At 40.9% G+C, this 13,071-nt stretch carries 16 protein-coding genes; 1 reads left to right on the top strand and 15 read right to left on the bottom strand.

Annotation, left to right across the window (positions count from 1 at the left end; all coding sequences use genetic code 11):
• Positions 1-65: 65 nt before the first annotated feature.
• Genes J500_RS01725 through J500_RS01740 form a run of 4 tightly spaced genes read right to left on the bottom strand, consistent with a single transcriptional unit; the run spans position 66 to position 3,421 of the window.
• A complete protein-coding gene (locus J500_RS01725; protein ID WP_004997507.1) occupies positions 66-2,492 on the bottom strand; it encodes a phage tail tape measure protein in 2,427 nt (808 codons plus the stop codon).
• Between the two features lie 3 nt (positions 2,493-2,495).
• Complete coding sequence (locus J500_RS01730; protein WP_034697781.1) at positions 2,496-2,705, bottom strand: hypothetical protein; 210 nt, start codon at positions 2,703-2,705, stop codon at positions 2,496-2,498.
• A 5-nt stretch (positions 2,706-2,710) separates the two neighbouring features.
• Complete coding sequence (locus J500_RS01735) at positions 2,711-3,037, bottom strand: hypothetical protein (RefSeq protein WP_004997510.1); 327 nt, start codon at positions 3,035-3,037, stop codon at positions 2,711-2,713.
• A gap of 9 nt (positions 3,038-3,046) precedes the next feature.
• Entirely contained in the window at positions 3,047-3,421 is a 375-nt protein-coding gene (locus J500_RS01740; RefSeq protein WP_004997514.1) for a hypothetical protein, read from the bottom strand.
• A 90-nt stretch (positions 3,422-3,511) separates the two neighbouring features.
• Here J500_RS01740 and J500_RS01745 point away from each other — a divergent pair, with 90 nt between their 5' ends.
• Positions 3,512-3,766 carry a hypothetical protein gene (locus J500_RS01745; protein WP_227613744.1) on the top strand — a complete coding sequence of 85 codons (255 nt, stop codon included), beginning with the start codon at positions 3,512-3,514 and terminating at the stop codon, positions 3,764-3,766.
• A 30-nt stretch (positions 3,767-3,796) separates the two neighbouring features.
• Here the strand turns inward: J500_RS01745 and J500_RS01750 are convergent, their stop codons facing one another.
• From J500_RS01750 to J500_RS01800, 11 genes are all read right to left on the bottom strand, one after another.
• Positions 3,797-4,066 (bottom strand): hypothetical protein, encoded by a 270-nt coding sequence (locus tag J500_RS01750; protein ID WP_004997517.1) that lies wholly within the window; start codon positions 4,064-4,066, stop codon positions 3,797-3,799.
• Between the two features lie 25 nt (positions 4,067-4,091).
• Positions 4,092-4,937, bottom strand: coding sequence for a phage tail sheath C-terminal domain-containing protein (locus tag J500_RS01755; protein WP_051062670.1), 846 nt, complete (start codon positions 4,935-4,937; stop codon positions 4,092-4,094).
• Between the two features lie 218 nt (positions 4,938-5,155).
• On the bottom strand, positions 5,156-5,755 hold the full coding sequence (locus J500_RS01760; protein ID WP_004997519.1) for a phage protein Gp37: 600 nt from the start codon (positions 5,753-5,755) through the stop codon (positions 5,156-5,158).
• Positions 5,749-6,177 carry a gp436 family protein gene (locus J500_RS01765; RefSeq protein ID WP_004997520.1) on the bottom strand — a complete coding sequence of 143 codons (429 nt, stop codon included), beginning with the start codon at positions 6,175-6,177 and terminating at the stop codon, positions 5,749-5,751. Before J500_RS01765 ends, J500_RS01760 begins: the two co-directional genes overlap by 7 nt.
• A 3-nt stretch (positions 6,178-6,180) precedes the next feature.
• A complete protein-coding gene (locus J500_RS01770; RefSeq protein ID WP_004997523.1) occupies positions 6,181-7,113 on the bottom strand; it encodes a Mu-like prophage major head subunit gpT family protein in 933 nt (310 codons plus the stop codon).
• Positions 7,114-7,116: 3 nt separating this feature from the next.
• A complete protein-coding gene (locus tag J500_RS01775) occupies positions 7,117-7,542 on the bottom strand; it encodes a hypothetical protein (RefSeq protein WP_004997525.1) in 426 nt (141 codons plus the stop codon).
• Positions 7,543-7,545: 3 nt separating this feature from the next.
• A complete protein-coding gene (locus J500_RS01780) occupies positions 7,546-8,631 on the bottom strand; it encodes a phage protease (protein ID WP_004997529.1) in 1,086 nt (361 codons plus the stop codon).
• A gap of 185 nt (positions 8,632-8,816) precedes the next feature.
• Positions 8,817-9,293: a phage virion morphogenesis protein gene (locus J500_RS01785; RefSeq protein WP_004997530.1), complete on the bottom strand. Its 477-nt coding sequence runs from the start codon at positions 9,291-9,293 to the stop codon at positions 8,817-8,819.
• Positions 9,294-9,394: 101 nt separating this feature from the next.
• Positions 9,395-10,717 carry a phage minor head protein gene (locus J500_RS01790; RefSeq protein WP_004997531.1) on the bottom strand — a complete coding sequence of 441 codons (1,323 nt, stop codon included), beginning with the start codon at positions 10,715-10,717 and terminating at the stop codon, positions 9,395-9,397.
• Positions 10,717-12,303 carry a DUF935 domain-containing protein gene (locus tag J500_RS01795; protein WP_034697784.1) on the bottom strand — a complete coding sequence of 529 codons (1,587 nt, stop codon included), beginning with the start codon at positions 12,301-12,303 and terminating at the stop codon, positions 10,717-10,719. Before J500_RS01795 ends, J500_RS01790 begins: the two co-directional genes overlap by 1 nt.
• A gap of 130 nt (positions 12,304-12,433) precedes the next feature.
• Positions 12,434-13,009 carry a hypothetical protein gene (locus J500_RS01800; RefSeq protein WP_004997535.1) on the bottom strand — a complete coding sequence of 192 codons (576 nt, stop codon included), beginning with the start codon at positions 13,007-13,009 and terminating at the stop codon, positions 12,434-12,436.
• Between the last annotated feature and the right edge of the window lie 62 nt (positions 13,010-13,071).

Raw genomic sequence — 13,071 nt, forward strand, 5'->3', positions numbered from 1 at the left:
AACCTCATTGATATGAGGCTATTTTAGAAATTCCAGTATTTTAGATCAGGCGGAAACCTTTCCATTTATTTTCTCAATAAATAATTGGGAGGTGCAGCAGAGCGTTTACTTTCACGGTTTTGTTGTTGTGAGAATGAAGTTGAAAATGTTGTTCCATCAAAATTAATTATCGGCCGATTATTGGCCATTGCTCCCATGAGAGCATCCAACTTGTTCGATAAAATCGAAGTTTGATCAGTAATGGCTTTATTCTGGGCGGTCAGCATGTCATTTTGTTGCTGAAGAACTGCAATTTGTTCAGTACTACTATCGTTGATCGTCTGACTCAATGCTTCTCCCGCTTTATCACCAAGCCAATTACCTGCAAGTCCACCCGCGATACCGCCTACAGCTGCACCAACCACACCGCCTGCTACAGTGCCAACGACTGGAAAAGCAGAACCTATAGCAGCTCCTGCAAATCCACCAGCTTTAGCACCAGCCCATCCACCTGCCAGTGTACCTGCTGTACCTCCAGCAGCTTTGGCATATTCAGTATTTTTTTGCTTTTTAGTCAAATCTGGATTGTTATATGCAGAATAAGCTTGATATGCACCAACACCAACAGTTGCAACGGTGGCTGTTGCTCCTGCAACCTTTGTTGCTGTTTTAGCGACTGTGGCTAATTTTGCTCCTGAACCTGCTTTTTCAGTCGAGATCGGGGGGACTGTGGTTGTAGTTTTCTTTAAAGCCTGATCTTTAGGAAGGTTAGTGATTGGGTCACGTTCCATTTTTACTGTTGAAATCGGTGGTTTTTTTGAAAACTTATCTTTAACTTTAGTAAAAATACCGCCACCACCTTTACCGCCTAAAACTGCAAATATACCAGCACCAGCAGCCAAAGCACCTAACGCAATCGTTGCACTATATGCTGCGGCTGCCAAGTCTTCATGTTTACGTGCCCAATCTGTAATTTCGTCTTTGACCCCACCCAATGAATCTGCAATAGAATCATAAGCCTTAGATTGAGCAAATAGTTTTTCCTGATCAGTTGCCTGATCTTTTGCCCACTCTGTCTGGCTTATCATTTCGTAATCAGCAGAAACTGTTCCACCAGCTTGTGGCAATTCTTTGCGAAGTTTATTTAATTCATCCTTTTTATAAACTACGCTCAAAGCAGCCATTAAAGCCTGACGATCTGCAATAATTTTACCAATCTCACTACCACTTGCGATATTACTCATATCCTCAAGAGCCTGTTTACGTTCTGCATCATTAGATGAATTTAATGCTTTATTTTGTAGTGTTTGATATTGTTTATTACCCGCAAATTGACGCTCTAAAAGTTTTACAAATGCCTCAACACCGTATACTCCTTGATCGCGTTGTTGGATAGCATATGTATTCCAGTCAAAGACCTCATGTGGCTTTTTTTTCCCTTCCAATCGAGTTGGATCGCCTTTTTGAACTCTAACTTCATCACCAATAGATTTACTAAATTCTCGACTTGATAATTTAGCCAATAAATTAACTACATTATTTCCAGCTTCATCTGATGTGGCAGCAGTGGACATAGCCACCTGATTCATTGCGACAAGTTCAACGTAACCTTTTTCACCACTATATCCAACAGTTCTAGCTGCAGCCATTTGCTGTGCAAGCCATTTGGATAAATCTTTATATTCAAAACTACCTAATTGACCTCCACGTACTGCGATATCATGGCCTCGCTGTAAATCCGTGATACCAAAATCTTGCATTCTTGTTGTTAAAGTTGCAGCATCAATAGCATTTGCTCCTGTTGCTGAAGCAGTTTTAACCGCTGCATCAAGAGCGGGTTTTACATTGTCAAGATCATATTTACCCGAAGCGATTAATGTATTTACGGCACTTGCAGCATCTTCCCGAGTTCCACCTCCAGCACGTACAGACCCTTTAATGTAATCATTTAACTGGCTGCGGGCTTCTAAACGCTCTTTAACACTTAAACCTTGGCCACCTGTTGCTGTAGCAGCAATATATGTAAGCTGTTGATCATAATCTCTAGGCTTTTGCATTGCAGTAGAAATCACAGCCCCAGTAGCGACTGCACCTGTAGCGAGTGCCGCACCTTTCTGCCAAAGTGAAAAAGTATTTTGAGTATGTCTCTGAGTTTCTAAACTTGATTGCTCAACTTTTTTCATTTGAGCAGCCAATTGTTGCGCATTATTCTGTTGCTGCTTTAGCAACTGGGCTTGCTGTTGACTATGACCTTTCTGAGTTCTCAGTACTGTTTCTGTTGCTCGTTGAGTCTGCAACAGCTGATCTCCCGCACGTGCAGTATCTCGCGCAGCCTGAGTTCCAGCTTTAGCCGTATTGACTGATGATTTTTGTGCAGTATCTATTCGATTCCACTGATCATTAATTTTTTTAGTATCAGTAATTTGCTGATCAGCCAACCGCTTTAATTCTTGTGAAGCTTGAGAGCCTTTAACCTGAAGCGTGAGAGAAACTGTTGTGTTTTTACTGCTCATAGATTAAACCTTTTTAGAATGCTTGCGACGTGCTGCAACAAAAGTTGTGGTTTCAGATGACTGTGGAATGGCGTTAGATTGAGCTGGATTGACGTTAGATTTTTTTGATTGTCGCTGATGAGTATTGTCTGGCCGCTCATCAATCAGGAATGCATATGCCAGATCAAGCGGTATATTGACCGCTTGATCATAAGGAATGCCTAGATGCAACAAAGCTTTTAAGATTCTTGCTCGGTTTCTGAATTCTCGGCTCGTTCCTTTGCATCCAGTTCAAGCCGCAATTTTTTCAAATAATCCAGATTCGAGCGACTGGAGTGTCCAAGCATGTCATAGCTGATATCATGCTCATGACCATCCTGATCAATCAATTTTGTCATAAAAGCAAGATCAGCAATCGCTAGATATTGACCCTCACCAACATTAGCTTGTGAGTCAATATATTCAATCGCAGTCATCTGACGCATCACGATCTGCTTACTTTTAATCTCTGTTTGACCATCCAATTTTTTTAGCGCAACAGGCAAAGTACCTTTAATTTCAATCATGGTTTAACCTCAAAGTGACTCACCAAGTTTATCCAGTGCAAACATCGTCAAACTGCGACGGGTTTCACCATCCACTTCATAGCTGTCAGACATACTTTGTGTCGTACAGTCGATAAATGTTTCACGGAATTTACCCGATAGCGACTCGATGCTGATACGAGCATCTTCAACTTCAAGCCAATTGATATCTTTGCCATCTGGAATAATGACCACAACATCAAGCGCATGAGTTTCAATACCATCGGTGGTATGGGTGACTTTTCGGGAACGATTCATGGTTTTAACAGGTTTCTTACCTGTTTCGGTTTTAGGTGAGCAAGACACACAGTCATATTCATCACCATTCACGCTGAGTACTATAGTACCCACTGCTTTTTCAGCCATTTTAAAAGACTCTTTATCAAATGATGGCTTATTATTAATCAGGCATTATGGTGAAATCAGTCGGAAACATTTCCATTTAATTTAGGAGATATGATGCGAAACTATTACATCAAAAAAGATGGACTATTTTTAAAAGAAGAAAAGAACACTGAATATTATGATTTTGAAAGCGACGGTTATTCTGATTTTGAGTTTAGCCAACGTATTATCCCAACTACATCATACAGTTGGACAAAACATATAAACGAAGCAAAAGTTTTTCAGGACTACGATACGCCGATTGGCATAATTGCAAAAAACTTTAAAAAGAAATTCTGGCTGAATGCTGAGGTAGTGAGGATATAGGTTTCACAAATGAAACCTATATCCATGATTTTAAAATAATGCTTTTAATGCATTAAATGCAGCTTTGAAAATATCAATCCATTGCTTGATTTTAGGTATCCAGTAATCCAGATTATCTAGAACCTCTGCAATTTCTTTAGCCGCATATTCCAGTACCCATGTTTTTTTCTCAGTACCTGATAATGTTGAGCCTTGTTGTTCAATAGAATCCATAGCATCTGCAATTTTGCTATAAATTTCATGGCCAGCGTCCAATGCATCAATGGTACTGGCTACAGCAGTTGAGATAGAATAATTCATATTTAAAAGCCCTTTATGAATACCATTAATACACATTAATCGTAGCGGCAACGACGTGCATACCACGTACCCAATTCGCAGGAATCACTGCATTAACACGATAACGATCTGTTGTATCTTCAGTCACAGTGAGTTGATCCGCAGTTTCACTGACATTTTGCAGAATTTCTGCTTTGTCCAGTTTTAATGCTTCAGTCAGGAAGATTGAACGTAAATTACGACGCTGCGCTGCGGTATTTTTTCGACGACGCTCTTTGGATGCAGCAGTACGCATTACTTTACGCACATAATCAATCGTCAAAGCACCATTGATGTCGAGCATAATGCCATCAGCTAAACCACTATCAGGATTTTTACGGAAAGTGGAAATCGCACGCACAATCTCTGGTGAGCCATCAGCACCAGTTTCAATGACACACACACCTGCACGCATTGCCGCTTCTTTACGCTCAAAAGTGAGTTTGTATTGGTCATCTACCGCCGCCACACCCCCCAAATTTACCCCATTAAATGGTACAGTTGGATCAGCAGAGTCTGCCAAAGCAGCAGCCATCGCACCAGCAATCTCAGCAGCTTGGCCTGTGGCTCCGTGGTAACATGGACAAACTACTCGGTAACTGGTTTCAATTTTTGCTTGTGCAGCAAATAATGTAGCAGCATCAATATCAGTAAATGGCACAACCAAAATCGCAGGACGTTGTTCGATTGCATCACTCACAAAGTTCAAGTGATCCACCCAAGCAGCAGCATCATCAGCTGCACTAAACACCTGATCTACAGCAATGATGGTATGACCCAAGGGTGCAATAGTATCTAGCGTATCATCTAATTCTTCCTGCAATGTACATGCTTGAACATCGACGGTACGCATGGTTTTGATTGCTGCTTTCAACATACGCCCAGCAACTGAGTTGTCACCAAATTTTTCATCTGCTGATGCCGTATCGTAGATTGAAATCGGGTTGACGACGGGGGTGGTATCTTTTGTCACAAATAATACACGCTGATCATTGGCAAGCAGCCCTGATCGCTGGGTATTAATATTTACCTCAGTGTAAACACCAGGTGTTTTAATTCCTGCTGAAATAGTCATGGTTTTAACTCCACAAGGTCAGAAGCATCTTTGATGTCATCCCCTGGCTCAAAATAATAGTCAATATTGATATGTCGAATTTCTGCGTCAGTTTCTTCACGATCACGATCCGAAGCTTGAATCACATAAGACGTTGTAAATTCTTGCGCTAACACACTGACAGATTGACGCTGTGTCAACGTATTGAAAATAGTTCGGGTTCGACCTAGCTCAAGCGGTGCTAAACCCTGAATATTTCGACTGGATAAATCATTAACGCTCAGTAGACGTTGCACTCGATCCAACATTTCAAATGTGCCAATGTCTCGTCCAGCGCCCAACCGTTGAGCCTCTTCATTACGCAATGAACGCGCACCGACCATCACTACAAAAGTACAATTCAACTCAGTTTTGTTATGACTGATCTTTTTTGTCGTTGAGCCTTGATACGTCACCCAAATCGCTGGAAAGGTTTGAACAAATGCCAGTGTTTCATCATCGAATTCACCACCATAGGTTTTAATCTCTCTCACCCACGGCCATTGGCCAGATTTGATCTGTTCAGCCATGACATCTTTAATGCCTTGCTCAACAATTGAAAGATTTAGGTCTACCATTTATTACCTCCCCAGTCGTGACGCCCAACTTGAAACATCACATTATTCGAAGAGGTTTGCACTGGAACTGATTGACCCGCAGGTGTACCACCAATAGCTATTGTGCCTTTAGCGATTTCCTTGAGTGACTTTACAGCATTGTCATAACGAGTTTTTATTGGATCATTTTCAGAAATCGCACCCGTACAAGCATGGTAACGGGCCATATTGCACGCAATCGCTTCTAAAAATGGTGGTACAGCAGGCAACGGTAGTTGATAGCGACTTGCAAGATAACCATCAATTTCCGAATTAGCCTCAATCATGGCAGCATTCAGCTTATCGTAATTAATGACATCTTCATAAGGAGCTTCAGTGTCAGTGAGCTGGATCAATTCACGTTCACCAAATTTCTTGAGCATCCCATCTACCGTTGCATACATGACTTAAGCTCCAGTACCTGTTGATCCAACAGCCTGTTGCCACAAACCAAAGCCAGCAACCCCCCGTGCTTCAGCACCGTAACGATACTTTTTACGCATGAAGACGTTATCGCTATTCATGTCGAACTGAGCAACAAAGACAGGCTTTTTACGTGGCTGGAATACAATAGGTTTGATCTTTCGTGAGGCATCAAGTAAATGCCATTCAGTTGTGGTTGCCAGCCAACCACAGATCAGTACTTCAACGGCATTTTTATATGGATTCGGCTTACCGTCTTCCAAACGATCTGTCGTGACCAACACGTTTGCTGTTTCACGCAAAGCCGGTGGAACAACCAACAAGCTTGGACTTAAATTAAGTGGTTGACCTTCAGAATCTTTTAAAGACGTCATCAGCGTAATTGCAGCACCAAGACTCGCTTGAGCTTCAGCCAAAGTTGCGGCACTCAATGGCGCAGTAATCTTATTGCTGTAAGTTTCAATGCTTTTACCGTCACCAACCTTATGATCAGTGGCATAAAATGTTTTGCCGTCATAGCATTTTTCACTAAATCCCTTAGTCAAAACTTTAAAGACCAAACCATCTGGCCAGCGCTTAGCTGACTCAGCAACAGATTCAGTTTCAATGGTGTACATTCCCAAGTTATCGTCTTCGATATCGTTACGATCAACTTCAACAGTGCCTTCATAATCTTCATTTACTAAGATGTAAGCATGGCCTGTTAATTTCTTTACAGCTTTATCACCAATCCATTTGCGTAATGCAGGGAAGCGGTCTGTCCATGCATATGTATTTGACGCCCCCGTACTCGGTACAGTCATTGCCACTTTGTCATAATTGCTTTCTGTAGAAGCAAAAGCCCCATCAAAAACCTTTTTAATGCTTGTACTTAAAGCGGCAAGAATGCGTGCGCCATTTTGTTCATTAATGATCATGTATTAAATCTCCACCCATACGCAGTCACGATATTGCGTATCAAAGCCCATAAATTTCCCCGCTAAAGGACGTGTACTTCCAGCGCCTGCTGTTTTTGCAATTGTTTGGTTATCTTCGACATAAACCTGTGAACCAATGTCTGCTTGTCCTACAGCATCAGTTGTAGAATTTCGGAATAGGAACTGCTTTTTGCGACGAGCACATGTAATAACATCGGCATCAGCACCGCCTGTGTTGTCAGCCGATTTATCCCACACACCTAAAACTTTTTGAGTTGCTGCAACTGCAACAGTTGAAGAAATGGCAAGACCTGTAGCATCAACGACAGCAAATGTGCCTTCTAAAACAATTGCATTTGCTTTTAAGGAGAGTGGTAATAGCTCACCATCACGCATTTCAGTGACGATTGGGATTTGAGTAGCTGTCATAAATTAAGCTCCAATAGTTGCAGGGTCTAAACCAAATTGAGTGGCAATACTTGCAGTAATGTCATCCACAGGTTGTTGATGTTGCTGGTGATTAGCTGCCAAATTGAGCTGCTGTGTCTGTTTCTGGGTCAACGCCGCAATTTTGGGTAAACCTTCAAGATGAGCCTTAACAAAATCAGGATTGGTTTTAGCCTGATCTTTTACCCAGTTAATTGTGGCTTCACCTGTGAGGCGTCCGTCACTACATGCTGCGACAATCAAGTCATCAATTTCTTTAGCTTTCATTACGGCATCAGCATTACCAGCTTTGGCAACTGCTTCTTGATATACAGCCATCGGTACAAACTGAGTTAGATCAGGCTTGGCTTGACTGTTAGCAGCCATTTTAATTTGATCAATAGCTGCAATCGCATCAAAAAGGTTTTGACTATTGGCTGCAACTGCAACGCCTGTTTTTTCTTTAATCTGCGCTTGAAGTTTGCCAAGCTCTGCCAAAATCTCTTCAGCTGTTGCAGAGAGAGGCAGATTCAGCATCCAACGCAGTTGTTCTAATAACTCATCCATTTTGGAATCCTGTTGGGTTAAATTTTGAGAAAAGTAATCCTGAGCCGCTGCTGCAAGCTTGGCTTGTGGCAACTGATCTAATGCAGGAGTATTGGTCAGTGAAGTATTCAGTAACGCTAGAACGTCACCTTGGTTGTTATAAAAAAAGACGGGGGATAAATATTTATATTCTTCTGACTCGATAAAGCCCTTTGCCTTATCCGTCCATTTGAATTGAGTACTACATAAGCCTATTCCTTCTATATAGGTAAAACTGCCAGCTTTTATCCAGCCCGCAGCAGGGGCAGGGTCACCATTTTCTTGTGACTTTAAAGTTGCATGCTCATAATCGATCACCATATCGATTGCGCGTTGATTTAAAACCGCAGCAATTTGACTGCCACGCTCTGGAGTCAAGTTCCAGTGTGGAGCATCAGTTGGGCGACCATCGATGCCACGGAAAATCCCTTCAGGGATTAAAACCATGTAATCTGATGTCGCTGTAATATCGAATGAGCATGAAGCTGCGAGTAATGTCTTTTTCATACTCGCAGTGTGAAAGAATCAAAATGGAAAAAGAGTTGGAATTCTTTCCGAAAAATCGATAAATCTGTATTTATTGTTTTAAGGCGTTTTAAGCTATTATTTTTATATAGACGATAGATTCATGGTTTTACGCATTTCAATTTAATATAAAACAATCTAACGATAATCTAACGCTATGTTTATCATTAATCGAATATTGATCTATAAAAATAATCTGCATCATCAAAAATTGCCTGTTCTGCTTCAACTTGCAAATTGCCATTCGCATCCATCGGAATAAATGGACGAGTTGATATATTTCCCCAAGGTAAAGGCGTATTTCTAGCACTGCGACCATATTGACCTTGTTTAGCACCAAACTGTTGAGTAGGGGCTTTCGGATCATTTGAACCAATCATCACTTCATCTTTAGTCACTACTGTAACAATGCTACGGCGTAACTGGCCAGACTGTTGTAAAATTTTCCCTGCTTTACGTCGAGCCAACGTCACAGAACTCAATCCCGCCCATTCAGGCCGACCTTCATTATCAAAATTATCTTCAACAGTCGTTAAAAGACTGTTTGCAATCGCATGACCAAGCTTAATGGGTTGATCAAGACGCTCAGCAACAGTATGTAACTTCTCAATGAGTAACTGGTCATTGATTTGTATGGTGCTCATAATTTAAACTATTCCTTGAGATGGTAGTTTCCAAATAGAAGGGTTACGGTTTAGCCTGTGTGCTACTCAGTATTATGCTGTGCAAGTCAGCCGCCATCTCATCATCTGATAAGCTCATATTGTTTTGCATTCAGCCCATCTTGAATCGCTTTATTTTGAACCTTAAAAATACTCACAATTTCCATCACACCACTCTGATGACGAACAGATAATTTCAATACATCGTCGTCATACTGTTTTTCCAAAACAGTTAGCAAGTACAATATACTGTCATTTTTTACGTCATATACCACTTGTTTGACCTGCTGAATTAACTGAGGTAACTCAAGCCATTCCTCCGTAGTCGGTGCGTTTCCTGCCTCACCATGTCTTTGAGCCTTTTTTCCGACCATAAGATGATCACTAATAGTCATAATCGGGCTTTCAACCACCTGATTTTTTCTAGCAAGAAAGCTTATTTCTTCTGATTGTAATACCCCAACGGTACAGGTTTTATTTTGTGGCTTGGCAAAGCTCATTGAGTTTTTGACAAAAGCCTGATGTGCTTTAATCCGTGGCGGTGCATTCAGCATTTGCTCAACTTGTTGTAAACCTTTGGTTCTTCCCATCAGTTCTGTGGAACGTTTTGTTAAGACTGCATCAATGAGGTAGCTACTCGCTGGCGAACCATTAAAACCAGCAGCAGGAGCAAAACTCAATGTTTCACCTGATTGGGTTGGAATATTAAATTGAGTACGTCTAGTCGTAATATCCACACCTGAGTTACGATCCGTACCGACTTTCTCATAAATCACAGAAGCATAACCTTCACTGGATAAAATCTCTTTATCTCCAACTTCGCGGGCAGATCGGGCAATAATATAGCAATTACAACCGAATCCTGTAGGTGGGTAAGATACATTCCAAAAAGGATCATCAAATCTAAAGATTCTGCCATTAAGTACTAAATCCCTTTTGCGAGGATTATTTATCGTGGTATGTCTCCATTCCCAATAAGGACGTGTTTCGCTACCCGCAAGCATGGCTTTGTATCGACCAGCTGAATAAGCACTTTTCATGTTGGTGTCATAGATGGTACGTAAACGCCGAGGGCTACCAAGTTGTACTTCTTGCTCAATACCTTCAGGATTCTTAACTGTTTTGCGTCCCCACCAACCTTTTTCCTGTAACACAGGTGTTAGGTCTGCTTTCCATTTTTCAAAGCTCTGACCATTTTCTAACGCGGTTATGAGTGATTTACGGATGTCTTGCAGTAAATCAATCCGTGCAACTTTTGCCACGGTAAAAGCACGACTATGCGCATCGTCTAAAGTTTCATGCCAATCCCATCCAATTTTAAATCCCTTTTTCTTAAGATAATCAATCGCATCTACAGGTGGTAAGTTAAATAAAGCATTGAGTTCTGGTCGTTGTGGTATTGGCATTAGCTTTCACCTTCAATACTCAGCCGACCCATGACTTCACAGGCAAAAATCAAACGAGTAAGCTTTTCTTGTAAAGCAGGTTCATCATCATGGGGGTAGATATCTTGTAATAATGTTAAAACATCATCTTCGTTTTGACCTGCTTGAATATTTTTTAATAAACGTTGCGTCCAGTCTTGAACTGTGGTTTGCGCCTTTGCAGTCTGCTCATTCAACAATAACTGCATGGCTTGGTCTTCAATGGGCAACTGAGAAGAATTAGCGGCAACCAACTGTCCGATTAAATGTGGATGAAATGTATTCATTGCTAAATTGGGTACGGCGAAGGGTTGTTCCTGCTGAGCACTTAATATTGCTTCATTTTCATCGGCAGGGTCAGGAATTCCTAACTTTTCATGCGCCCAACTGAGAGGAATCTTCATACCCACGCTGACCAGCTTACCTAAGGACTCACTAAACTGAGTCATATCCTCAATATCAGATGTGTCAAATTGAAATGCTGGATAACGATCTTCAGTAATATTGGGATAATTCAATCGCATCATATGACTGATCAAACTATCGGTAATTGATCGACCAAGTTGTTTTGCATCAGATTTAATAATTTTTTCAAATTGAATTTCATGAGTCGTTGATTGAGCATTTGTACTGGTTTTGCCATCTGCTTGAGAAAGTAATGTACCACCCACAATCGCCTTAGATTGGCTTTGTTCACACCACTTAATCAATGACATGTGGTTGTCAGTATCACCCGTGGCGGCTGATTCAAAATCGATACTCATGCCTTGAGGAATTGCCCCGCCAGCATTGCGGCCAATCATCATGACTGCACGAAGCAAGGTCATTTTCTCGTCGCTTGTAGCACCCGAAGGATATTTACCTAATCGGATTGGTAGTCCATAAATTTCAAGAAACTCCATCACATCACGGACACCATAGTTTTTGAACAGAAACGGCCATGATAGAACACGATGCAATCCTGATCGTGCAATATAACCAGACTTGGCTTTATGACGATGAATAAACCAGCCAAAGTCCCAAAAATCAGCCCCGTCAGGGGATCCATCATTCAACCGTAATTCATTTGGTTTGCTGTATGGAGTCATAAAGTTACGAGCATTTACATGTTCAAAACTTTTAGGCAACCACAGACTGCCCAGTTGATGCCATTCGATTTCCTGACAACTATAGCCATGCCCGACACCATCCATCGCATCAAACAAAAACATCTCAAAGTCTTTAATGTCATCAATCCATTCAGCTACTTCTTCAGCAATCTTTTTTTCTTGATCAGTGGCATTTTTGGGTGGTATGACATTCCATTCCAAGCCGTTGACACCTTTCTTGCGCTTATCCATCTCAGAAAAAATATGGGCATCTTTTTCTTCCATATCTGAAAATAGATCAGCTTGAGCTGTCAGGTTGCCTTGTTCGGCATCGGTCAGTAATCGATTAAGTAGAACTGGCGTCAAACCAACAGTTGGATGTTCCTGCCACTGATTGGTTAACCATGCAATTTCGGCAGTTTGATTGGTTTCAAGTGCGGTACGGTCTTGTTTATTGGAGGTCAGTTTTTTCTTAGCCATAAAAATTAAGCACAATATGAGATTGTGCCTAATTTGAATCAAAAAAAATTAAATGATGATTGGAACACGTTCCTTAACAATTTCAAAACGGTTGCATCTTAAAGCATTGAGAGAAATAAAATAAATATTATTATTCCTTTTCTTCAGCCTCGTAGGCTTCATCATAAGTCATATTGACCCGTTCAACACATTGAGCTTTTGATTTCAAAAAGTCTTCTTTTTCTTTACGAAAAATTTTTCTTAAGGTTGCTGAATCTTCGCGAACTAAATTCATCATTGCTCCAGCATACAAATTTAAATCACTAAAAGCTGTATCGCAGACGGCATATGGATCAGCAATATCACTTGCTGGAAAGTAAGGTCTTCCATATGAGTTTTTAGCGTTATCAGCACTGAAAGGTTGATTGATGTAATTGGGCCAATCATTTAAAACATATTTGGATAATGTGTCGTATTCTTTTAACTCGAACGCATCATTAAGAAATTTCTCATCTTCTTCAATTTTATGTAGTAGATTTTTAGCAAAAGCTTGCGCTTGTTCTGGAGTAAAATCTTCACCTGATTGAGATGATTCTTGTTCAACTGGCTTAGGCTCTGCTTGTTCAGTAGCGTTTGTAGCCGTTGTTTCAGTTTTAGGTTCTTCTTCTTTAGAACATCCGACAAGTCCAATCATACAAATGACTGCTGCGAATACGATTTTATTCATTTATTTCCCCTTATTTCTTGTGTGATCATCTTACTTAAGTTTCAAGGGATTCAAAAGATTAA

The organism is Acinetobacter sp. 479375, from assembly GCF_000581715.1.
In the GTDB taxonomy this organism is placed as follows: domain Bacteria; phylum Pseudomonadota; class Gammaproteobacteria; order Pseudomonadales; family Moraxellaceae; genus Acinetobacter; species Acinetobacter ursingii.

Bases quoted from the DNA above. Each gene is read 5' to 3' on its own strand.
- J500_RS01755 (WP_051062670.1), bottom strand. From the start codon at position 4,937: ATGCGTACCGTCGATGTTCAAGCATGTACATTGCAGGAAGAATTAGAT.
- J500_RS01790 (WP_004997531.1), bottom strand. From the start codon at position 10,717: ATGCCAATACCACAACGACCAGAACTCAATGCTTTATTTAACTTACCA.
- J500_RS01735 (WP_004997510.1), bottom strand. From the start codon at position 3,037: ATGATTGAAATTAAAGGTACTTTGCCTGTTGCGCTAAAAAAATTGGAT.
- J500_RS01760 (WP_004997519.1), bottom strand. From the start codon at position 5,755: ATGGTAGACCTAAATCTTTCAATTGTTGAGCAAGGCATTAAAGATGTC.
- J500_RS01770 (WP_004997523.1), bottom strand. From the start codon at position 7,113: ATGATCATTAATGAACAAAATGGCGCACGCATTCTTGCCGCTTTAAGT.
- J500_RS01740 (WP_004997514.1), bottom strand. From the start codon at position 3,421: ATGGCTGAAAAAGCAGTGGGTACTATAGTACTCAGCGTGAATGGTGAT.
- J500_RS01780 (WP_004997529.1), bottom strand. From the start codon at position 8,631: ATGAAAAAGACATTACTCGCAGCTTCATGCTCATTCGATATTACAGCG.
- J500_RS01795 (WP_034697784.1), bottom strand. From the start codon at position 12,303: ATGGCTAAGAAAAAACTGACCTCCAATAAACAAGACCGTACCGCACTT.
- J500_RS01800 (WP_004997535.1), bottom strand. From the start codon at position 13,009: ATGAATAAAATCGTATTCGCAGCAGTCATTTGTATGATTGGACTTGTC.
- J500_RS01765 (WP_004997520.1), bottom strand. From the start codon at position 6,177: ATGTATGCAACGGTAGATGGGATGCTCAAGAAATTTGGTGAACGTGAA.
- J500_RS01785 (WP_004997530.1), bottom strand. From the start codon at position 9,293: ATGAGCACCATACAAATCAATGACCAGTTACTCATTGAGAAGTTACAT.
- J500_RS01775 (WP_004997525.1), bottom strand. From the start codon at position 7,542: ATGACAGCTACTCAAATCCCAATCGTCACTGAAATGCGTGATGGTGAG.
- J500_RS01725 (WP_004997507.1), bottom strand. From the start codon at position 2,492: ATGAGCAGTAAAAACACAACAGTTTCTCTCACGCTTCAGGTTAAAGGC.
- J500_RS01745 (WP_227613744.1), top strand. From the start codon at position 3,512: ATGATGCGAAACTATTACATCAAAAAAGATGGACTATTTTTAAAAGAA.
- J500_RS01750 (WP_004997517.1), bottom strand. From the start codon at position 4,066: ATGAATTATTCTATCTCAACTGCTGTAGCCAGTACCATTGATGCATTG.